Annotated in this window: 17 protein-coding genes; 7 read left to right on the top strand and 10 right to left on the bottom strand. The window is 64.3% G+C overall.

Going from position 1 to position 20,934, the window contains the following annotated elements; all coding sequences use genetic code 11:
* Positions 1 to 161 precede the first annotated feature (161 nt).
* The 5 genes from fdhF to AC0L16_RS11245 form a co-directional block, all read right to left on the bottom strand.
* Complete coding sequence (gene fdhF, locus AC0L16_RS11265) at positions 162 to 3,038, bottom strand: formate dehydrogenase subunit alpha (protein ID WP_473620755.1); 2,877 nt, start codon at positions 3,036 to 3,038, stop codon at positions 162 to 164.
* 10 nt (positions 3,039 to 3,048) lie between these two features.
* Positions 3,049 to 4,605 (bottom strand): formate dehydrogenase beta subunit, encoded by a 1,557-nt coding sequence (locus tag AC0L16_RS11260; RefSeq protein ID WP_473620753.1) that lies wholly within the window; start codon positions 4,603 to 4,605, stop codon positions 3,049 to 3,051.
* A complete protein-coding gene (locus tag AC0L16_RS11255) occupies positions 4,602 to 5,081 on the bottom strand; it encodes a formate dehydrogenase subunit gamma (protein ID WP_473620751.1) in 480 nt (159 codons plus the stop codon). The genes AC0L16_RS11260 and AC0L16_RS11255 overlap by 4 nt, the downstream gene beginning before the upstream one ends.
* Before the next feature lie 131 nt (positions 5,082 to 5,212).
* Entirely contained in the window at positions 5,213 to 6,112 is a 900-nt protein-coding gene (locus AC0L16_RS11250; RefSeq protein ID WP_473620750.1) for a LysR family transcriptional regulator, read from the bottom strand.
* Positions 6,113 to 6,210: 98 nt separating this feature from the next.
* Positions 6,211 to 6,588, bottom strand: a complete 378-nt coding sequence (locus tag AC0L16_RS11245) for a VOC family protein (protein ID WP_077377059.1) — start codon at positions 6,586 to 6,588, stop codon at positions 6,211 to 6,213.
* Positions 6,589 to 6,825: 237 nt separating this feature from the next.
* On the opposite strand from AC0L16_RS11245, the gene AC0L16_RS11240 reads away from it, so the two are divergent.
* Positions 6,826 to 8,019, top strand: coding sequence for an Mrp/NBP35 family ATP-binding protein (locus AC0L16_RS11240; RefSeq protein ID WP_473620748.1), 1,194 nt, complete (start codon positions 6,826 to 6,828; stop codon positions 8,017 to 8,019).
* 138 nt (positions 8,020 to 8,157) lie between these two features.
* Here the strand turns inward: AC0L16_RS11240 and AC0L16_RS11235 are convergent, their stop codons facing one another.
* Positions 8,158 to 8,619 (bottom strand): SRPBCC family protein, encoded by a 462-nt coding sequence (locus AC0L16_RS11235; RefSeq protein WP_473620746.1) that lies wholly within the window; start codon positions 8,617 to 8,619, stop codon positions 8,158 to 8,160.
* Between the two features lie 157 nt (positions 8,620 to 8,776).
* On the opposite strand from AC0L16_RS11235, the gene AC0L16_RS11230 reads away from it, so the two are divergent.
* Complete coding sequence (locus AC0L16_RS11230) at positions 8,777 to 10,582, top strand: IlvD/Edd family dehydratase (protein ID WP_473620745.1); 1,806 nt, start codon at positions 8,777 to 8,779, stop codon at positions 10,580 to 10,582.
* Between the two features lie 73 nt (positions 10,583 to 10,655).
* Here the strand turns inward: AC0L16_RS11230 and AC0L16_RS11225 are convergent, their stop codons facing one another.
* A complete protein-coding gene (locus AC0L16_RS11225) occupies positions 10,656 to 11,075 on the bottom strand; it encodes a GFA family protein (RefSeq protein WP_473620743.1) in 420 nt (139 codons plus the stop codon).
* A 187-nt stretch (positions 11,076 to 11,262) separates the two neighbouring features.
* Here AC0L16_RS11225 and AC0L16_RS11220 point away from each other — a divergent pair, with 187 nt between their 5' ends.
* The 3 genes from AC0L16_RS11220 (at position 11,263) to AC0L16_RS11210 (ending at position 14,036) form a co-directional block, all read left to right on the top strand.
* Positions 11,263 to 12,081, top strand: coding sequence for a chromate resistance protein ChrB domain-containing protein (locus AC0L16_RS11220; RefSeq protein WP_473620742.1), 819 nt, complete (start codon positions 11,263 to 11,265; stop codon positions 12,079 to 12,081).
* Complete coding sequence (gene chrA / locus AC0L16_RS11215; protein WP_473620881.1) at positions 12,078 to 13,487, top strand: chromate efflux transporter; 1,410 nt, start codon at positions 12,078 to 12,080, stop codon at positions 13,485 to 13,487. Before AC0L16_RS11220 ends, chrA begins: the two co-directional genes overlap by 4 nt.
* Before the next feature lie 150 nt (positions 13,488 to 13,637).
* Complete coding sequence (locus tag AC0L16_RS11210; protein ID WP_473620740.1) at positions 13,638 to 14,036, top strand: hypothetical protein; 399 nt, start codon at positions 13,638 to 13,640, stop codon at positions 14,034 to 14,036.
* 122 nt (positions 14,037 to 14,158) lie between these two features.
* On the opposite strand, the gene AC0L16_RS11205 is transcribed toward AC0L16_RS11210, so the two are convergent.
* A complete protein-coding gene (locus AC0L16_RS11205) occupies positions 14,159 to 15,748 on the bottom strand; it encodes a trimethylamine methyltransferase family protein (protein WP_473620738.1) in 1,590 nt (529 codons plus the stop codon).
* A gap of 192 nt (positions 15,749 to 15,940) precedes the next feature.
* On the bottom strand, positions 15,941 to 17,434 hold the full coding sequence (gene pdxR / locus AC0L16_RS11200) for a MocR-like pyridoxine biosynthesis transcription factor PdxR (RefSeq protein ID WP_077377077.1): 1,494 nt from the start codon (positions 17,432 to 17,434) through the stop codon (positions 15,941 to 15,943).
* 381 nt (positions 17,435 to 17,815) lie between these two features.
* On the opposite strand from pdxR, the gene pgi reads away from it, so the two are divergent.
* On the top strand, positions 17,816 to 19,459 hold the full coding sequence (gene pgi, locus AC0L16_RS11195; RefSeq protein ID WP_473620737.1) for a glucose-6-phosphate isomerase: 1,644 nt from the start codon (positions 17,816 to 17,818) through the stop codon (positions 19,457 to 19,459).
* A gap of 5 nt (positions 19,460 to 19,464) precedes the next feature.
* Positions 19,465 to 20,187 carry an HAD family hydrolase gene (locus AC0L16_RS11190; protein WP_473620736.1) on the top strand — a complete coding sequence of 241 codons (723 nt, stop codon included), beginning with the start codon at positions 19,465 to 19,467 and terminating at the stop codon, positions 20,185 to 20,187.
* Here AC0L16_RS11190 and AC0L16_RS11185 read toward each other — a convergent pair.
* Positions 20,171 to 20,932, bottom strand: a complete 762-nt coding sequence (locus AC0L16_RS11185) for a class I SAM-dependent methyltransferase (RefSeq protein WP_473620735.1) — start codon at positions 20,930 to 20,932, stop codon at positions 20,171 to 20,173. The genes AC0L16_RS11190 and AC0L16_RS11185 overlap by 17 nt on opposite strands.
* Between the last annotated feature and the right edge of the window lie 2 nt (positions 20,933 to 20,934).

Genomic DNA, 20,934 nt, shown 5'->3' with positions numbered 1-20,934 from the left:
CCCCCGCACCCCCCCCGGGGGTTGTTGGTGGTGGGCGTGGGCGGGGGCGCCCCCCCCCCCCCCCGGGGGGGGGGGTTGTGGGGGGTGTCCCCCCGCCGGGGGGGGGGGGGGTCGACCAACCGTCAAGATTGAAGCGCTTTCGGTCGAATGCCTCGGCACGATTACTCCGCTGCTTCCAAGGTCGCGATGCGACGGCTGTTGCGGGCCTGTTCGTCATAGTCGCGCTGCCATTCCGATGGCCCGTTGGACGCGCCGACCTGCACCGCCGTCACCTTGTATTCAGGGCAGTTGGTCGCCCAGTCGGAGAAGTCGGTGGTGATGACGTTGGCCTGCGTGTCGGGGTGGTGGAACGTCGTATAGACCACGCCAGGCGACACCTTGTCGGTGATCAGCGCGCGCAGCGTCGTCTCGCCGGAGCGGCTGGTCAGGCGGACCCAGTCGCCGTCGCGCAGACCGCGGTTTTCGGCGTCATGCGGGTGGATCTCGAGACGGTCCTCGCTGTGCCACATGACATTGTCGGTACGCCTGGTCTGCGCGCCGACATTGTACTGCGACAGGATGCGGCCGGTGGTCAGCAGCAGCGGGAAGCGCGGTCCCGTCCTCTCGTCGGTCGCCACATATTCGGTGCGGATGAACTTGCCCTTGCCACGCACGAAGCCGCTGATATGCATGATCGGCGTGCCTTCCGGCGCCTGCTCGTTGCACGGCCACTGCACCGAGCCCATCTTTTCCAGATAATCGTAGGAGACCTTGGCGAAGCTCGGCGTTGTCCTGGCGATCTCATCCATGATTTCGGACGGATGCTGGTAATTCCAGGCAAGCCCCATCGCCTGCGCGAGCTTCTGCGTCACTTCCCAGTCGGCCAGCCCGTTCTTCGGCGCTATCACCTTGCGCACGCGGTTGATGCGGCGTTCGGCATTGGTGAAGGTGCCGTCCTTCTCGAGGAAAGTCGAGCCGGGCAGGAAGACATGCGCGTAGTTGGCGGTCTCATTGAGGAAGAGATCGTGCACGACCACACATTCCATCGCCGCAAGGCCTGCGGCGACATGCTTGGTGTCGGGGTCGGACTGCAGGATGTCCTCGCCTTGCACATAGAGGCCCTTGAACGAGCCGTCGACGGCGGCGTCCAGCATGTTGGGGATGCGCAGGCCGGGCTCGTCGTCGAGCTTGACGCCCCACAGGCTCTCATAGATGTCGCGCACCGCGTCGCCGGAGACGTGGCGATAGCCGGGCAGCTCATGCGGGAACGAACCCATGTCGCAGGAACCCTGGACATTGTTCTGGCCGCGCAGCGGGTTCACGCCGACGCCCGGCCGGCCGATATTGCCGGTCGCCATGGCAAGATTGGCGATGGCGATGACGGTGGTCGAGCCCTGGCTGTGCTCGGTCACGCCGAGGCCGTAATAGATCGCGCCATTGCCGCCGGTGGCAAACAGCCGTGCGGCGCCGCGGATCTCTTCAGGATCGACATTGGCAAGCTGGCTGACCATCTCCGGGCTGTTTTCCGGCAGCGCCACGAACGACGCCCAATCCTGGAACTCGTCCCAGTCGCAGCGCTCGCGGATGAAAGCTTCGTCGAACAGGCCTTCGGTGACGATGACATGGGCAAGCGCGGTGACCACGGCGACATTGGTGCCGGGCTTCAGCGGCAGATGATGCTGCGCCTCGATGTGTGCCGAGCGCACGATGTCGGTGCGGCGCGGGTCGAGCACGATCAGCTTGGCGCCCTTGCGCAACCGCTTCTTCATGCGCGACGCAAACACCGGATGTGCGTCGGTCGGATTGGCGCCGATGATCATCACCACATCGGTCTGCTCGATCGAATCGAAATCCTGGGTGCCTGCCGAGGTGCCAAAAGTCTGGCCAAGGCCATAGCCGGTCGGCGAATGGCAGACGCGGGCGCAGGTATCGACATTGTTGTTGCGGAAACCCTGGCGGATCAGCTTCTGCACCAGATAGGTTTCCTCATTCGTGCAGCGCGACGAGGTGATGCCGCCGATCGAGGTGCGGCCATACTGGTACTGGATGCGGCGGAACTCGCTGGCGGTGTGGGTCAGCGCTTCTTCCCACGACACCTCGCGCCATGGATCGGTGACCTTTTCGCGGATCATCGGATTGAGGATGCGCTCCTTGTGGGTCGAGTAGCCGTAGGCAAAACGGCCCTTGACGCAGCTATGGCCACGGTTGGCCTTGCCGTCCTTATAGGGCACCATGCGCACCAGTTCGTCGCCGCGCATTTCGGCCTTGAACGAGCAGCCCACGCCGCAATAGGCGCAGGTGGTGACGACCGAATGCTCCGGCTGGCCGATCTTGATCACCGATTTCTCGGAAAGCGTCGCCGTCGGGCAGGCCTGCACGCAGGCGCCGCAGGACACGCACTCGCTGTCGATGAAAAGCTGGTGCATGCCGGGCGACACACGGCTTTCGAAGCCGCGGCCCTCGATGGTTAGCGCGAAAGTGCCTTGCACCTCCTCGCAGGCGCGCACACAGCGCGAGCAGACGATGCATTTCGATGGATCATAGGTGAAGTACGGGTTGGACTCGTCCTTCGCCATCCATTTGAAGTTTTCTGCGCCGTCGTTGTTCTTGAAAACGTGGTTGTCGCCCTCATAGCCGTAGCGCACGTCGCGCAGGCCGACGACGCCGGCCTGCGACTGCAATTCGCAGTCGCCATTGGCCGCACAGGTCAGGCAGTCGAGCGGATGGTCGGAAATGTAGAGCTCCATCACGCCGCGGCGAATGTCCTTCAGCCGACCGGTCTGGGTGTGCACGACCATGCCCGGCGCCACCGGCGTCGTGCAGGAGGAGGGCGTGCCGTTGCGGCCATCGATCTCGACCAGGCAGAGCCGGCAGGAGCCGAAGGCGTCGACCATGTCGGTGGCGCAAAGTTTTGGAATGGCAATGCCGGCCTCCATCGAGGCCCGCATGATAGAGGTGCCTTCCGGCACGGTGACGGTGAAGCCGTCGACCGTCAGCGTCACCTGCTTCTCGGATGTCGAGGCCGGCGTGCCGTAGTCGATTTCCTGAATGAGACCCATCGCGAGGTTCCTATTCTGCTGCTTCGGCGACTGGCGCCGGCTTGAAATCTTCGCGGAAGTGGTTGATTGCGCTCATCACCGGATAAGGCGTGAAGCCACCCAGCGCGCAGAGCGAACCAAACTTCATCGTGTTGCAGAGGTCCGTCACCAGCTCGATCTGCTTTTCCGGCTCTATACCCCTGGCGATCTTGTCTATCGTCTCGACGCCGCGTGTCGAGCCGATGCGGCAGGGCGTGCACTTGCCGCAGCTCTCGATGGCGCAAAACTCCATGGCAAAGCGTGCCTGCTTCAGCATGTCGGCGGTGTCGTCGAACACGGTGATGCCGGCATGGCCGATCAGCCCGTCCTTGGCGGCGAAGGCTTCGTAGTCGAACGGCGTGTCGAACAGGCTGCGCGGAAAATAAGCGCCGAGCGGCCCGCCGACCTGCACCGCCTTGACCGGCCGCCCAGTCGCCGTGCCGCCGCCGATGTCGTCGACGATCTCGCCGAGCGTCATGCCGAACGCCGCCTCGAACAGGCCGCCATATCTGACATTGCCGGCGATCTGGATCGGAATGGTGCCGCGCGAGCGGCCCATGCCGAAATCCTTGTAGAAGGCAGCACCCTTGTCCATGATGACGGGCACCGAGGCCAGCGAGATGACGTTATTGATCACCGTCGGCTTGCCGAACAGGCCCTGGATGGCCGGCAGTGGCGGCTTGGCGCGAACGCCGCCGCGCTTGCCTTCGAGGCTGTTGAGCAACGAGGTTTCCTCACCGCAGACATAGGCGCCGGCGCCAACGCGGATCTCCATGTCGAAGGCGTTGGGCGAGCCCAGCACGTTGAGGCCGAGCAGACCGGCCTTGCGGGCGACCTCGACCGCCGTTTGTATCATCGCCACCGCATGCGGATATTCCGAGCGGATATAGACAAAGCCCTTGGTTGCGCCGGTGGCGACACCGGCGATCGCCATGCCTTCGATCAGCACAAAGGGGTCGCCCTCCATGATCATGCGATCGGCGAAGGTGGCGCTGTCGCCCTCGTCGGCATTGCAGACGATATATTTGCGGTCGGCGGTCGTATCGAGCACCGTCTTCCATTTGATGCCGGTCGGGAAGCCGGCGCCACCGCGACCGCGCAGGCCTGATTCCGTCACTTGTTTGACGATTTCCGCCGGCGCCATAGCCAAGGCGTTCTGCAAGCCCTTCAGCCCGCCATGCGCTCTGTAGTGATCGAGCGACAGTGGATTGATGACGCCGCAGCGCGCGAAGGTCAGCCGCGTCTGCCTGGCCAGGAACGGGATCTTGTCGGGCGCGCCCAGCCAGCGTTTGTGATGACCGCCAGTGAGGAAGCCGCTGTCGAACAGGCTTTTGACATCGGATGGCTTCACCGGCCCATAGGCGACGCGGCCCTCTTCTGTCGCCACCTCGACCATCGGCTCGAGAAAGTAGGCGCCGCGCGAGCCGTTGCGCACGATCTTGGCCTCGATGCCGCGATCGGCCAATTCCTTCTCGATCGCCTTGGCGACCTTTTCCGCACCCAGCGCCAGCGCGCCGGAATCGCCGGGAATATAGATGCGCGGGGTCATGAGCGCACCTCGGCAACGATCTCGTCGAGCTTTTCGTCATCGAGCCGGCCGATCACCTCGCCGTCCAGCATCGCCGACGGCGCGCAGGCGCAAAGGCCGAGGCAATAGACCGGCTCCAGCGTCACCGAACCGTCGCGGGCCGTCTCGTGGAAGCCGATGCCCAGCAATTGCTTGAGCCTGGCGGCAATCACCTCCGAGCCCATCGACTGGCAGGCTTCGGCCTGGCAGAGCTTCAGCACATGCCGGCCGGCCGGGCGGCTGCGGTAGTCGTGATAGAAGGTGACGACGCCGTGCACCTCCGCCTTGGAGATGTTCAGCGCCTCGGCGATGACCGGCAGCGCGTCCTGCGGCACATGGCCGAACTCTTCCTGGATGCCGTGCAGGATCGGCAACAGCGGGCCTTCGAGGCCCTTCAGCTCCTGGACGATCGCCGCCGTGCGCGACGCGATCTCGGTACTTGCAGGCTGCATGATCATGCAGCGCCCTCCCTGGTCGTGGTGATCCGCTAAGTGCTTAGGAAATCGGAGGAAACCCGCTAAATCAATAAAGCTGATCCGTCGCTCGATAGAAATCTTCTATCGATGCCGTCCAGCCTGCAATCTCTAGCTCAGTGGCGGGCGCGGAAATCGTCTGCCAGCGCCATCGCCTCGTCCAGCAGCGCCGAGACCAGCGGGGTGTGCGGTTCGCGCAGCGTCGCCACCAGGCCGACGGTGTGGCTGGCGTCCGGCTCGACGATCGGAATGGCCCGGATCGGCTCGGAAAAGCCGAATGTTTCCGAGAGGTTGAGCGGCATGATCGACGACCATTTTCCGGTGCGGATATGCGAGAACAGCACGATCATCGAATTGGATTCGAGTGTCGGCCGCACCTGCGTGCCGGCTTCGGCCAAATGCTGGTCGATGATGCGGCGGTTCTGCATGTCCGGCGTCAACAGGCAGAGCGGCAGCTGGCTGAGCTCCGCCCATGTCACTTTGTCGCGGTCGGAATAGGGGTTTCCGATCGCGGTGATCAGCTGATAGCGCTCGTCATAGAGCGGCACGCTGGTCACCCGCCCCAGCGGCTCGTTGTCGAGATAGGTGATGCCGGCGTCGATGTCGAAATTGCCGAGCAGCGACAGCACCTCGATCGAGGTGCGCGACAGCACCGAGAAGGTGACGCCGGGATGTTTTGCCCGAAAGGGTGTGGTCAGCCGCGCCACCATGGCCAGCGCCGTCGGGATGGCGGCGATGCGGATGCGCCCCGAAAGGCCGTGACGCGCCGCCCGCATCTCCTCGCGCATGGTGCGCGTGTCGCCGACGATGCGGCGCGCCCACGCCAGCACCTGTTCTCCCTCCGGCGTCAGCCCCTGGAAGCGCGAGCCGCGCAGCACCAGCATCACGCCGAGCTGGCCCTCCAGCTGCTTGATGCCGGCCGAAAGCGTCGGCTGGGTGACGCCGCACAGCTCCGCCGCCCGGCCGAAATGCTCCTCCCTGGCCAGCGCGATGAAGAATTCCAGCTTGTCGATCATGAGCGGACGCTAGCCGGCCAAGCGAGGCTGCGCCAGATGCATGCTGTTTTTTTGCTTGGCGAATCCTCATGCGGCCGAAGCATCGCCGCCGTCCAGGCCTACCTGTCGACAAGGTTCAGGATGTTGCCGTCGGGATCCTTGAACCAGGCGACCTTCATGCCGTGACCGACATGGATGTCGCCTTCCATCGTCAGGCCCGGCATGTCGTAATGTTCGAAGACGACGCCCTTCGATTTCAGCGCCTTGACGGTGTTATCGATCTCATCGCCGACCATCCAGGTCACCGCCGTCGCCTTGTTGGTTCCGGCGAATTGCGAGCGATAGACATTGATGCTGGTGTCGCCGCATTTGTAGACGATCAGTTCGCCACCCTCGTTGTGAACCTCCGTCAGCCCTAGAACGTCTTCATAGAAGGCCTTGGCCCTGGCCAGGTCCTTCACTGCGAGATTGGCCGTTGCGTTGCTGTTTGCGAGCATGATTGTCTCCTTTGCTTGCGGGCGAGCACGTCCGAAGCCTGCAAAGATAGGGCTGCTTCGTCTTCCGGCGACCGCAGCTTGCGCTATCGGCGTGCCCTCTTCCCCAAGGACGCTTTGTCCTCTGCAAGCCCGACAAACGGACGCAAGTTTTTGCAGCCACGCCCGTGCGTGTCGTTCCGCCGCTTGGTTCTGTTCGGGAACTGCACTATCTCAGGCGCAAAAGCAGAGGAAAAGCTGATGCCAGCCGGCCAGGAAAAAATCACCAAGGAAATCGTCATCGAGCGCCTGAAGACGGTCAACGGACCGGACTTCACCGGCAACATCGTCGACCTCGGCATGGTTTCCGAGATTTTCATTGCCGATGCCAAAGTGTTCTTTTCGATCACTGTGCCGGCTGCCCGGGCCCAGGAGATGGAGCCGCTGCGTGCCGCCGCCGAGCGTGTCGTCAAGGCGATCCCGGGTGTCGCCGGCGCCGTGGTCGCGCTGACGGCGGAAAAGAAGGGTGGCGGCATGGAGGCTCCGGTGCCGCGAAGGCCTGCCCCCAGGCCCACACCTGCGGCCGCACCCGCTGCCGCGCCGCGTCCGGCTCCGCACGCTCCAGCCTCGCACAGTCAGGGCAAGCGCGGCGTGCCCGGCATCGAGGCGATCATCGCTGTCGCTTCCGGCAAGGGCGGCGTCGGCAAGTCGACCACTGCCGTCAACATCGCGCTAGGCCTCGCCGCCAACGGGCTGAGGGTCGGCGTGCTCGACGCCGACATCTACGGCCCGTCGATGCCGCGGCTGCTCAACATCCATGGCCGGCCGCAGACCGTCGACGGCAAGGTCCTGAAGCCGATGGAGAACTACGGCCTGAAGGTCATGTCGATGGGCTTCCTCGTCGACGAGGAGACGCCAATGATCTGGCGCGGACCGATGGTAATGTCGGCTTTGACGCAAATGCTGCGCGAGGTCGAGTGGGGTCCGCTCGACGTGCTCGTCGTCGACATGCCGCCCGGCACCGGCGACGCGCAGCTGACCATGGCCCAGCAGGTGCCGCTGGCCGGCGCCGTCATCGTCTCGACGCCGCAGGATCTGGCCCTCATTGATGCGCGAAAAGGCCTCAACATGTTCAGGAAGGTCGACGTGCCGGTGTTGGGCATCGTCGAGAATATGAGCTATTTCCTCGCCCCCGACACCGGCAAGCGCTACGACATCTTCGGCCATGGCGGCGCGCGCCGCGAGGCCGAGCGTCTCGGCGTCAGCTTCCTCGGCGAAGTGCCGCTCGAAATGGGCATCCGCGAAAGCTCGGATGCCGGCACGCCGGTGGTGGTCTCGAAGCCCGATAGCGCCGAGGCCAAGATCTACCGCGACATCGCCTCGAACGTCTGGGGCAGGGTCAAAGAAGAACGCGGCGCGGCCGAAGCCGCCGTGCCGAGCATCGTGTTTGAGTGATGCGGATATCCCTACCCCTTGAGGGGAGGGTGGCCCGCAGGGCCGGGTGGGTCCGCAGCGACGCGCTCCATCTTCTTAAGTCGAGGTCGAGGCGGTTGAGGCGACCCCTCCCGCCGCGCTCCGCGCGGCACCCTCCCCTCAAGGGGGAGGGGAGCCGCCCACCTTCTCGCCAAAACTCGAAAAAAACTGTCCGGCCAGTTTCTTCGATGTCGATTCGATCAGCCGGCTGCCGAGCTGGGCGATCTTGCCGCCGACATCGGCCTTGGCCGCATATCTGAGGATCGTCGCCTCCGGGCCATCGGCGGTCAGCGTCACATCGGCGCCGCCTTTGGCGAAGCCGGCGATGCCGCCCTTGCCCTCGCCCTGGATGGTGTAGGAATGCGGCGGGTTGAGGTTCGTCAGCGTCACCTCGCCGTTGAACGTCGCCTTGATCGGGCCGATCTTGACCACTACGGTCGCCGCCATCTCGGTGTCCGACTTCTTTTCGAGGCTCTGGCAGCCGGGAATGGTTTGCCGCAGAACGTCGGGGTCGTTCAGCGCTTCCCACACCTTTTGCAAGGGTGCGGCGATGCGTTCCTCGCCTTCGATCACCAAAGCCATCAAAATCTCCCGGATACGAATTGACAAACCCCGATGCGGTCTAGCGTGGGGGCAAACGCATGTCTATCGCACCAAAGTCCGGAATCGGATGGCGCGTGCCTCTTGCCTGCTCTCGCGCGTTGTCATATCGATTTGTCATACAAATACGGAGACCATGATGGCCGGCGCCCCCACGCAGAAAAAGAAATTTCGCTCGCAGGAGTGGTTCGACAATCCCGACAATCCGGGGATGACGGCGCTTTACCTCGAGCGCTACCTGAATTACGGGCTGACGCGTGCCGAACTGATGTCGGGCAAGCCGCTGATCGGCATCGCCCAGACCGGCTCGGATCTGTCGCCCTGCAACCGCCATCATCTCGAACTGGCCAAGCGCGTGCGCGAGGGCATCGTCTCGATGGGCGGCATCCCTTTCGAGTTCCCGTGCCACCCGATCCAGGAGACGGGCAAACGCCCGACCGCGGCACTCGACCGCAACCTCGCCTATCTCGGCCTGGTCGAGGTGCTCTACGGCTATCCGCTCGACGGCGTCGTGCTCACTATCGGCTGCGACAAGACGACGCCGGCCCTGCTGATGGCCGCGGCCACAGTCAACATTCCGGCTATCGCGCTGTCGGTCGGCCCGATGCTCAACGGCTGGCACAAGGGCAAGCGCACCGGCTCCGGCACCATCGTCTGGGAATCGCGCCAGCGCCTGTCGGCCGGCGAGATCGGCTATGACGAGTTCATGGACATCGTCGCCTCCTCGGCGCCGTCCACCGGCTATTGCAACACAATGGGCACCGCAACCACCATGAACTCGTTGGCCGAGGCGCTCGGCATGCAGCTGCCGGGCTCGGCCGCCATTCCGGCGCCCTACCGCGAGCGCGGCCAGATCGCCTATGAAACGGGAAAACGCATCGTCGATATGGTGCATGAGGATTTGAAACCCTCCGACGTCATGACCCGCCAGGCCTTCGAGAACGCCATCGTCGTCAACTCGGCCATCGGCGGCTCGACCAACGCGCCGATCCACCTCAACGCCATCGCCCGCCATCTCGGCGTGCCTCTCGACAATGACGATTGGCAGACGGTCGGCCTGAAAGTGCCGCTCCTCGTCAATCTGCAGCCGTCGGGCGAGTATCTCGGCGAGGATTATCACCATGCCGGCGGTGTGCCGGCGGTGGTGGCCGAACTGATGAAGGCCGGGCTGCTGCCTCATCCCGACGCCATGACGGTCAACGGCAAGACGATCGGCGCCAACTGCAGCGCGGCCGTCAACGAGAATCTCGATGTTATCCGCACCGTCGCCGAGCCGCTTAAGGCCAATGCCGGTTTCATCAATCTTAGGGGTAATCTGTTCGATTCGGCGATCATGAAGACCAGCGGCATCTCGCCCGAATTCCGCGAGCGCTATCTGTCGAACCCGAACGACCCCGAGGCCTTCGAGGGCAACGCCATGGTCTTCGACGGGCCCGAAGACTACCACGCCCGCATCGACGATCCGGCGCAAGGCATCGACGAGCACACCATCCTGTTCATGCGCGGCGCCGGCCCGATCGGCTATCCCGGCGGCGCAGAAGTCGTCAACATGCAGCCGCCGGCCCATCTCATCAAGAAGGGCATTCATGCGCTGGCCTGCATCGGCGACGGCCGCCAGTCAGGCACGTCGGGCTCGCCGTCGATCCTCAACGCCTCGCCCGAAGCCGCCATAGGCGGCGGGCTGGCGCTGTTGAAGTCCGGCGACCGCGTCCGCATCGACCTGCGCAAGGGCACCGCCGACATTCTCGTCACCGACGACGAGATCACGCGCCGGCGCGCCGAGTTGCAGAACAGTGGCGGCTATCGCTACCCCGAGCACCAGACGCCATGGCAGGAGATCCAGCGCGGCATGGTCGACCAGTTTTCCGAAGGAATGGTGCTGAAGCCGGCGGTAAAGTACCAGGATGTGGCGCACACCCGCGGCGTGCCGCGGGACAATCACTGAACGCCTCTTTTCTTGCCTTCTCCCCCTGTGGGGTTCTCCCACAAGGGGAGAAGGAAGATCCGCATCCAAGCGCCTATAGATAGACAGTGATCTCAGGCGTCTGGTCCTGCCTGTCGCGCTTGCCGTCCTCGTAGACGATCGGGGCTGCGGCGAGTTCCTCTTCGGTGACGTCGTCGAGGCCGGCGACGTTCACCGCCCAGAAATTCCCGCCCATGAAATCGAGATAGCCGCGCGAGAGAAAATTCGCGCCGCAGTTCGGGCACATATAGTGGTTGATGTCGCCTTCCGGCCAGTTCGACGGCGTCGCCTTGTACTCCCGCATCCGGTCGCGGCCATCCGTCACCCGCACGGCCTCATAGGCGGCGAAGGATTTCCGGTAGCCGAGTTTCCAGCAGAAACTGCAATTGCATTTGCGGATGCCCTCGGTGAGGTCGATTTCGGCTTCGAAACGCACCGCACCGCAATGGCAGCTGCCGTGATATGTCTTTTTCATGGGTTTCCTCCCAGATGTGTCCTGGCTCCGCCTCCCGCCGGAGCCAGAGCAGCCTTTGCTCCAGCCATGGCGCTTGACAAGCGGGCGCGACAAATCCACGATCATGGCAAGGGGTGTATCGCGACGACCCCGTGAGGCGTCAGCCCAACGTTCGCGTCCAAGCTTCTCTGTCAAGGAGGTGGACGCCATGCCGTCGACAACCGCTATCACCGTTCCGCAACTGTCCCGTCTGATTGGTCTGCCGGGTGCGCCCGCGATCGTCGATGTTCGCATCGAAGAGGACTACAGCGCCGATCCGCGCCTGCTGCCGGCCTCAAACCGGCGTGATTTCAAAACCGTGTCAACCTGGGCATCCGAATTCGCCGGCAGCCGAGTGACGGTCGTCTGCCAAAGAGGGCAAAAGCTCTCGCAAGGCGTGGCCGCATGGCTGCGGCATGAAAGCATTGCCGCCGAATCCCTCGAAGGCGGGTTCGAGGCCTGGCGCGATGCCAAGGGGCCTTTGATCGATGCCGGCAAGATACCGCCCCGCGATGAAAAAGGCCGCACCGTGTGGGTGACGCGGGCCCGCCCGAAGGTCGATCGCATCGCCTGCCCCTGGCTGATCCGGCGCTTCATCGATCCGGGCGCGGTCTTCCTCTTTGTCGAGGCGGCCGAAGTGTCGGCCACTGCGGATCGCTTTCAGGCCGTGCCTTTCGACATCGACAATGTGTTCTGGACTCACCGGGGCGAACGCTGCACCTTCGATACGATGATCGAAGAGTTCGGGCTCGAATCCGAGGCGCTCGACCGCCTGGCCATGATCGTGCGCGCAGCCGATACCGCACGCCTCGATCTGGTTCCCCAGGCAGCCGGATTTCTGGCCGCCTCGCTTGGCCTGTCGCGGATGTTTCGCGACGACCTGGAACAGCTGGAGGCAGGAATGCTGCTCTACGACGCGTTTTTCCGGTGGTGCCGCGATGCCACCGAGGAGACGCACAATTGGCCAAGCGCGAGCAAGCCATCATGAGCGCCCTGCCTTCTGCCAAAACGGCGGCTTCGGAAAAAACGGGCGAGATCGTCGACGCGGCGGCAGCGCCAAGCTTCCGCGAAGGCGTAAAGCTCTGGGCGAAAATCGGCCTGCTCAGCTTCGGCGGGCCGGCCGGCCAGATCGCGCTCATGCACAGGGAATTGGTCGAGGAACGGCGTTGGATCGGCGAGCAACGTTTCCTGCATGCGTTGAATTACTGCATGCTGCTGCCCGGCCCTGAAGCCCAGCAACTCGCCATCTATATCGGCTGGCTGCTGCACCGGACGATCGGCGGTCTGGTCGCCGGCATCCTGTTCGTCGCGCCGGGCGCGCTTGTGATGCTCACCTTGAGCATCCTCTATGCGCTGTATGGCGACGCTCCCCTCGTCGAGGCACTGTTTTTCGGGGTGAAAGCGGCCGTGCTCGCCATCGTGATCGAGGCGATGATCCGGATCGGACGACGTGCCCTGAAGAATCGGGTCATGGTTTCGATCGCGCTCGCCGCGTTTATCGCCATCTATGCATTGAACATGCCGTTTCCGCTCATCGTCCTGCTTGCCGGCCTGACGGGCTGGATTGGAAATCGTGTTGCGCCGGCGCTTTTTTCCGGCGCGGCGCACGGCAAGGACGCGGTTCCCGACATCAAGGGCGCGGTCGACCTGATGTTCGAGCGCGGCGAACTGGCCCACACCCAGCCGACGCGATGGCATGCGCCGCGCACCGTCGCGATCTGGCTGCCGATCTGGCTCGGGCCGGTGCTGCTGATCTGGGCTTTTACCGGGTCTGCTAGTGTGTGGACGCAGATCGGCGGCTTCTTCAGCGTCATGGCGGTCGTCACCTTCGGCGGCGCCTACGCGGTCCTTGCCTATGTCGCGCAGGCAGCGGTCGAGTCCTTCGGCTGGCTCGCACCCGGTGAGATGGTCGATGGCCTCGGGCTTGCCGAAACCACGCCCGGCCCGCTCATTCTGGTCCTGCAGTTCGTCGGCTTTCTCGCCGCCTTCCGCCAATCCGGATCGTTGAGCCCGCTGCTTGCCGGATCGCTTGGGGCGATGCTCACCCTGTGGGCGACGTTCACGCCTTGCTTCTTCTGGATATTCCTCGGCGCGCCCTACATCGAATCCCTGCGCGGCAACAAGGCGCTGTCGGCGGCGCTGGGCGCGATCACCGCTGCCGTCGTTGGCGTCATCATGAATCTCGCTCTGTGGTTCGGCTTGCACGTCATTTTCGGCGAGGTGCGCAACATCGGGCTTGGAATGGACGTGCCGGTGTTCTCATCGATGGACTGGCGCGCCGCACTGCTGTCGTGTGCTGCCATGATCGCTATTCTGAAGCTGAAGATCGGCATGCTGCCGACGCTTGCGGGATCGGCCCTCGCCGGTGTTTTGTTGCTGGCAGCGAGTGGTTAATGCATGTCGCGCAAAAGTGTGCAGCGGTTTTGCGATAACGACATGCATAAGCAGCAACCTAAAGCGCGTCGCATGCGGCCGGTCAAACGCGACGCGCTTTAGCGGCTGCGTGCGGCCGGGCTTCGCTGCGGTTTCGGGCACAGGTACATCATGGCGAAACGGCGCTCCTCCCTAGGCTTCCTCGGAATGTTCGGCCGCTCAGGCGACCTCAGGCAACTCGACGCCGCGTTACGCGACGTCGACCTTCATCCCGCCCTTGTGCCGGAGGGAGCAAAGCTCACCATCGTCAATCTGATGAAGGACCACTGGTCCGACGAGCCGCCGCCACAGGCATACCCGCCGGTGGCGCAACTGCTTGGCTATTGTATCGCCGGGCCGGACGCATTCGAGCAATCCAATGGTCTTCGACATAGGCTGGATGCGGAGCGCCGGGTTGGGGCGGCACTTGAGGCCGGCGACAGCTTCGATGCGCAAATCATACTGATGACGCTGCATGCCAAGCTGATCAGTGGCGAGGTCGTCGAGCGCTACGGGTTGAGCACCGACTAGACCATGATCCCGAAAAGTGGAACCCGGTTTTCGGAAAAGATCATGGTCAAACAGAAAGGTAGAGTCCCATCCCGATTTTGTCGGGATGGATTAGGCTCTGACCGTTTTGACGAGAACCGTCTTCAGCCGCCCATGCCGCCGCGGGGCAGTTGGATCAGATTGCCGAAGCGGGCGCGCAACTTGTCGTCGACCGGCTTCGGCACGTGGCGCGGGAAGCGTTCGGCGAGGATGCGGTTCTTCTCGATGATCGCCCGCTGCAGGATGTCGGGCCTGCCTTTCTCGTTCCATTCCTTCGGCGAAAAGCGGTCGCCGACCGCCGGATAGAAATATTCCGTCTGCATCAGCCGCAGCGTCTGCTCGTTGCCGAGATAGTGGCCCGGCCCCCTCAGGCAGACGTCGGCGATGGTGTCTATCGACAGCGACTCATCGGTCACCTCGATGCCACGCACGCAGCGCAGGCAATGGCCGAGCATGTCGTTGTCGATGATCAGGCTCTCCAGGCAAAAGCCGAGCAGCGAGGCGTGCATGCCGGCCGATTCATAGACAAGGTTGAGGCCGGCAAGACCGGCCATCACATCGGTGATGCCCTTTTCGTAACCGGACTGAATGTCGGGCAGTTTCGAGTCCGTCATGCCGGCGGCCGACCCGCCCGGCAGGTCGTAGAATTGCGCCATCTGGGCGCAGGCAGCGGTCAGCACCGCTTGCTCGGCCGAGCCGCCTGACATGGCGCCGGTCCTGAGGTCGGAGACGAACGGCCAGGTGCCGAAGATCGCCGGATGCCCCGGCTTGATGGCGTTGACATAGACGAGGCCGGCGAGCACCTCGGCCACCGCTTGCACCACGGCACCGGCGATCGCCGCCGGCGCCGTGGCGCCCGCCTGGCCGGCCGACAGCAGCAGTATCGGAATGCCGCCTTCGACGCAGGCCTCGAGCACGCCGCAGGCGTCCTCGGCGAATTTCATCGGCGGCACGACAAAACAGTTCGAATTGGAGACGAAAGGCCGGGCGCGAAAATTCTCTTCGCCGCCGGCAATCGCATAGAGCATGTCGAGAGCCGGCTTGACGTTCTCGCGCACCGTGAAGGATGTGCCGACATGCTTCGACGTGCCCATCACGCAGGCGTAAAGCGTGTTGAAATCCATATCGAGCGGATCGGGAATGTCGCGCGGCACCATCGGCCGCTGGAAGAAATGGATGTTGTCGAGCCCTTCGACGATGCGGGCCGCGTCATAGATGTCCTGCAGCAGCGACTCGCGATAACAGCGCTTCTCGACGTCGACCAGATGCACCGCGGCGCCCGCCGTGCCGTAATGCACGCGCTTGCCCTGGATCAGCATGTCGTGCTTGGGATCCTGGCCATGCAGGGTGAAATGGCGCGCCGCCTTCTTGATGGTGTCGAGGACGAGCGCGCGCGGAAAACGAATGCGGCCGTCCTCGCTGAGCGTGGCGCCGGCCTCGGTCAGCGCCTCGATGCAGGATGGGATGGCATTGGCGAAGCCGACCGTTTCAAGCAGCGACAGCACCGCTTCGTGAATGCGCTCGCGGTCGTTTTCGCTGAGCGGCCCGTAGCTTCCGCCTTCGAGGCCGGCGCGCACCGGCTTGATATCGTCGGCAAGGGGTGCCGCCCGCATGGCGCGACGCGCTTCGCGCCCGCCGGAACGCCGCGAACGCTGGTCCGAGGGCGTATCCGGCTTCTCAACAGCCACTGACATGGGAGGCACTCCACCTTTAGCTGCGAGCGGGCGGCTGTGGTTGGTCCACCAGGTGGTTGGTCCACCATCGGCCCGCATCGTCCCCTTATGCCTCGAACTATGCCGCCGGCATTGGCACAGCCTATGAGCCAGACGGTGCCGTCGCATATGCCAGGGCGCTAAACAACGGCCGGTCCCGGCCCCGACGAGGCATCAAGCCGCGGCCGGCCTGCGCCCGGCCGCCGTCGCCAGTTCGCGGATGCCGGGCTCGATGTGCTGCAGCGCAATCGAGGAGATGCCCAGCCGCATGAAGCGCGACGGCTTTTCGGTGCGGTCGAAGAAACGGTCGCCGGGCTCGATGATGACGCTGCGCGAGGCGGCGGCCTCGGCCAGCCCGCGCGAATCGGTGCCGCGCGGCCCCTCGAGCCAAAGCGACGCGCCGCCGGCGGAATCGGTCGAGCGCCACTCAGGCAGGAAGGCGGAAATCGCATGGATCAGACGCTTGCGCCTTTCGTCGAAGGCGCTCGACAGCCGCCGCACCAGCGCCTCGTGATGGCCAAGCGACAGGAACAGCGCGACCGCGCGCTGGTTGTTGGCCGGCGGATGACGCAGCATGAAGCGACGCAGCGCGCGAAGCTCGGAGATCAACCCGGCCGAGGCGACGATGTAGCCGAGCCGCAGACCCGGAGCCAGCGTCTTCGACATCGAGCCGACATAGATGACGCGGCCGGACCGGTCGAGGCTCTTCAGCGCCTGCTGCGGCGCCTCGTCCAGAAGCTGGCTGTCGTAGCCGTCCTCGATGATGATCTGGTTGTGGCGATTGGCGCGCGCCAGCAAATCCTGCCGGCGCTCCGCCGACAGCGGCACCATGGTCGGGCAATGGTGGCTGGGTGTCACGAAGACGAAGCCGGAATCGCTGGGAATAGAAGCGGTTACAATGCCGGAATGGTCGACAGGAACCGGTGCGACGTCGGCACCCGCCAGCCGGAAGATCGAGCGTGCGTCGGGATAGCCGGGGTCTTCCATGGCCACCTTGGAGCCCTTGGTCATCAGCAGCGTTGCCAGCATGTAGAGCGCGTTCTGCGCGCCGAGCGTGACGATGATCTCGTCGGGATTGGCGAAGATGCCGCGCCGCGGCAACAGCCGCGCCTGGATCTGCTCGATCAAAAGCGGATCGTCGCGATCGACCATGTCGGACGCCCAATTGCGGATCTCGAGCACGGCGAGCGCCATGCGGTTGCACTCGCGCCACTCGGCGGTCGGGAACAGTGCCGGATCGAACTGGCCATAGACGAAGGGGTAGGACGACTTGATCCAGTTGTCGTGCTTGGCCGGCGGCGGCATGTCGCTGGCGGCGATCTGCCGGCGCGCCTTCCAGTCGATCTCGTTGGCCTGGTCTGGCGCCTTCTGGTGCGGTTTGGCCGGCGTCGCCAGCACGTCGGGATTGACGAAATGACCACGCCGTTCGCGCGCCACCAGAAAACCCTGGTCGACGAGCTGCTGGAAGGCCAACACCACGGTGCCGCGCGCCACGCCGAGTTTCTCGGCCAGGATTCGGCAGGACGGAAGCGGCATCGAAGCGGCGATTTGCCGGTCGAGGATAGCGGCGACGATCGCTTGGCGGATCTGCGCCTGCAGGGTCTGGCCGGATTCCGCCGAAATCCGGAACAGGCCGGACCATATGGCCGTGTCGTTTCGCTGTGGCATGGGAGATGTTCCTCGATGGCCAGCTTTTTCACTTGGCTGGACCAGTCGAATGTACCGGTGGCACAAGCTGTTACGCCAATCAATTTTTCTGATCGCTGGGATTTACGCCAGTGATCCATCCCCAGGGTGACGCATCGCGTCATCCCCAGCGCGACGCAACGCGTCGTCGCTGCCTGACGCAACGCGTCATCCCCCGCGTGACGCAACGCGGCATCCCAGCGTGACGCTTCGCGTCATCGCCGCCTGACGCCCAGCCGTGACGCAACGCGTCATCGCGGCGCATTGAAACCAGTGGATTTCGGCTAGATAGTTTGGACGCGACGACACGCGCCGGAAACATCCGGTCTGATATGTTGGCAATTCAAGGCTCGGAGTGAGGCAGTGGATCAATCGTCCTTTCAGAAACAGCTCGACGCTCTGCGCGATCACCGCGCGGCCAAATCGGGCAGCATGCGCGAGGCTTTCGCTGCCGATCCGCAGCGCTTCGAAAAATTCTCCGCCACCGACGGCGACCTGCTGCTCGACTGGTCGAAATGCGCGGTCGATGCGCAGACGATGGATCTGCTCGAGAAGCTGGCGGCAGCCGCGGATCTTGAAGGCCGGCGCGCCGCGATGTTCTCAGGCAAGAAGATCAACGTCACCGAAGGCCGCGCCGTGCTGCACACCGCGCTGCGCAACCTGAACGGCAAGGGCATCGTGCTCGACGGCCAGGACGTGAAGGCGCAGGTTATCGCCGTGCTCGATGCGATGGGCGCCTTCGCCGATGCCGTGCGCTCCGGCAAGGCGTCCGGCGCCACCGGCAAGAAGATCACCGACATCGTCAACATCGGCATCGGCGGGTCCGACCTTGGCCCTGCCATGGCGACGCTGGCGCTGGCGCCCTATCACGATGGGCCGCGCACGCATTACGTGTCCAACATCGACGGCGCCCATATCCACGACACGCTGAAGGGCCTCTCCGCCGAAACCACGCTGTTCATCGTCGCCTCGAAAACCTTCACCACCGTCGAGACGATGACCAATGCCGAGACGGCGCGCGAATGGGTGCAGAAGGCGCTGGGCAAGGAAGCGGTCGGCAAGCATTTCGCCGCCGTCTCGACGGCGCTCGACCTGGTCGCCAAGTTCGGCATTGCGCCCGACCGCGTCTTCGGCTTCTGGGACTGGGTCGGCGGACGCTATTCGGTGTGGGGCGCGATCGGCCTGCCGGTGATGATCGCCGTCGGCCCGAAGAATTTTCGCGCCTTTCTCGAGGGCGCGCATGCGATGGACGAACATTTCCAGACGGCGCCGCTGGCCAGCAACCTGCCGGCGCTGATGGGGCTGATCGGCTGGTGGCATCGGGTGATCTGCCAATACCCCGCCCGCGCCGTCATTCCTTACGACCAGCGTCTGTCGAGGCTGCCGGCCTATCTGCAGCAGCTCGACATGGAATCGAACGGCAAGAGCGTCACCCTCGACGGCGGCGCTGTCACCACGCCGACCGGGCCGCTGGTCTGGGGCGAGCCCGGCACCAACGGCCAGCACGCCTTCTTCCAGCTGTTGCACCAGGGCACCGATTTCATTCCGGTCGAATTCCTCGCCGCAGCCATCGGCCATGAGCCGGACCTCAAGCATCACCACGACCTGCTGCTCGCCAATTGCCTGGCGCAGTCGGAGGCGTTCATGAAGGGCCGCACGCTGGAGGAAGCGCGCGCGCAGATGCTGGCAAAAGGCATGGCGCCCGCCGAGGTCGACAGGATCGCCCCGCATCGCGTCTTCTCCGGCAACCGGCCCTCGGTGACGATCCTCTACAGACAACTCGATCCGCATACGTTCGGACGGCTGATCGCGCTCTATGAGCACCGCGTCTTCGTCGAAGGCACGCTCTTCAACATCAATTCCTTCGACCAATGGGGCGTCGAACTGGGCAAGGAATTGGCGACCGGGCTGCTGCCTGTCGTGGAAGGCAAGGAGAATGCCGCAAAGCGGGACGCTTCGACCGCCGGACTGGTGGGACATATCCACCGATTGCGCGGATCGGAGTGAGCGGCTTGGCAGAGATCAAGGGAATATTGTTCGACAAGGACGGCACCCTTGTCGATTTCAACGCGACGTGGCTCGGCGTTGCCGATTTCATGGCAATGGATGCGGCGGAGGGCGACCGCTGGAAGGCCGACAGGCTGCTTGCCGCGGCGGGCTACGATTTCGCCACCAAACGCTTCAAGCCCGATTCCATCTTTGCCTCCGGCACCAACATGGATGTCGTCGAGCTTTGGTTTCCGCGGCTGTCGGATGAAGACCAGATGCTTGCCGTCGCCCGCTTCAACGAGATCACCTCGGTGCAGGGCTCGTCGATGGCGGTGGCGCTGCCGGGCATCGTCGAGACGCTTGGCGTCCTTCACAGGAAATCCTACCGGCTCGGCGTCGCCACCAACGATTCGACCACTGGCGCGGAGAAGACATTGCTGACGCTGGGTGTCGCGCAGCTGTTCGACGCCGCCTATGGTTACGACGCGGTGGCCAATCCGAAACCGGCGCCCGACACGATCCTCGCCTTCTCGGACCTGACCGGCCTGAGGCCCGCCGCGATCGCCGTGGTCGGCGACAATCGCCACGATCTGGAGATGGCGCGGGCCGGCGGCTGCGGTCTGGCGATCGGCGTGCTCTCCGGCACCGGGACGCGGGAATCGCTGTCGCAGATCGCCGACGTCATTCTGGATTCGGTTGCCAATCTGCCCGACTTTCTTTCGGCAAGGGTCAAGGAGACGATCTGAACTCGCCTCCGAGTTGCTCCGGCTCGAACGAGAAGACGCCGCTCGGCTTCGTCGCCGCGCCTTGGCCGACATCCGGCACCTGGTATTCGGCCAACTGGCGAAGCCGCGAGCGGGGCAGGTAGGCGCGGCCCGGGTCGCCGATCAGCACATTGATGCCGGCGGCCAGGCAGCGGTCGAGGAAGGGGATGACCCGGTCGGCGAGGTCTTGCCGGTAAAACAAGTCGCCGGCTGCCACGACGTCCACCGGCGGCGGCGGCCCGGCGGTGATATCCTCGCCGACGACCGCGATTGCGACGCCGTTCGCCGCCGCATTGAGACCGAGCGCGACGACGCCGTTGCAGTCGATCTCGGATGCAATCACTTCGCTGGCGCCGGCCTTTGCCGCGGCGATACCGACGAGGCCGGACCCGGCGCCGATATCGAGCACGCGAAGCCCAGCCACGGTCTCCGGCCGATCGAGGATGTAGCGGGCAAGCACCGCGCCGCCGGCCCAGGCATAGGCCCAGTAAGGAGGCTGCGGCTCGGGCCCGTCCTCGTCGGCTTCGGATTCTTCTCCTGCCGGCTCGGCTGCTCGTGCTTCGGGACGCGTGAGCCGCCACAGCCCGCTTGCCGGATGGGCTGTGTAAAGGCGGATTTCGGGCAGTGCCGGAACAGGGGCGATACGCATGTTCGCCCTAATGAACGTCAGCGGATCGGGACGGGAAAGCGTATCCGCCGCGTCATCGACAATAAGGCTATCGGCCAAAG

The organism is Mesorhizobium sp. WSM4848 (assembly GCF_055811375.1).
The sequence above is the reverse complement of the archived record's forward strand: the minus strand, read 5'-3'. Positions and strand labels throughout refer to the sequence as shown.

Coding starts and splice junctions, on each gene's coding strand:
- AC0L16_RS11250 (WP_473620750.1), bottom strand. CDS start 6,112: ATGATCGACAAGCTGGAATTCTTCATCGCGCTGGCCAGGGAGGAGCAT.
- AC0L16_RS11240 (WP_473620748.1), top strand. CDS start 6,826: ATGCCAGCCGGCCAGGAAAAAATCACCAAGGAAATCGTCATCGAGCGC.
- chrA (WP_473620881.1), top strand. CDS start 12,078: ATGAGCGCCCTGCCTTCTGCCAAAACGGCGGCTTCGGAAAAAACGGGC.
- AC0L16_RS11245 (WP_077377059.1), bottom strand. CDS start 6,588: ATGCTCGCAAACAGCAACGCAACGGCCAATCTCGCAGTGAAGGACCTG.
- AC0L16_RS11255 (WP_473620751.1), bottom strand. CDS start 5,081: ATGATCATGCAGCCTGCAAGTACCGAGATCGCGTCGCGCACGGCGGCG.
- AC0L16_RS11210 (WP_473620740.1), top strand. CDS start 13,638: ATGGCGAAACGGCGCTCCTCCCTAGGCTTCCTCGGAATGTTCGGCCGC.
- AC0L16_RS11205 (WP_473620738.1), bottom strand. CDS start 15,748: ATGTCAGTGGCTGTTGAGAAGCCGGATACGCCCTCGGACCAGCGTTCG.
- AC0L16_RS11260 (WP_473620753.1), bottom strand. CDS start 4,605: ATGACCCCGCGCATCTATATTCCCGGCGATTCCGGCGCGCTGGCGCTG.
- AC0L16_RS11220 (WP_473620742.1), top strand. CDS start 11,263: ATGCCGTCGACAACCGCTATCACCGTTCCGCAACTGTCCCGTCTGATT.
- AC0L16_RS11230 (WP_473620745.1), top strand. CDS start 8,777: ATGGCCGGCGCCCCCACGCAGAAAAAGAAATTTCGCTCGCAGGAGTGG.
- pdxR (WP_077377077.1), bottom strand. CDS start 17,434: ATGCCACAGCGAAACGACACGGCCATATGGTCCGGCCTGTTCCGGATT.
- AC0L16_RS11235 (WP_473620746.1), bottom strand. CDS start 8,619: ATGGCTTTGGTGATCGAAGGCGAGGAACGCATCGCCGCACCCTTGCAA.
- AC0L16_RS11225 (WP_473620743.1), bottom strand. CDS start 11,075: ATGAAAAAGACATATCACGGCAGCTGCCATTGCGGTGCGGTGCGTTTC.
- fdhF (WP_473620755.1), bottom strand. CDS start 3,038: ATGGGTCTCATTCAGGAAATCGACTACGGCACGCCGGCCTCGACATCC.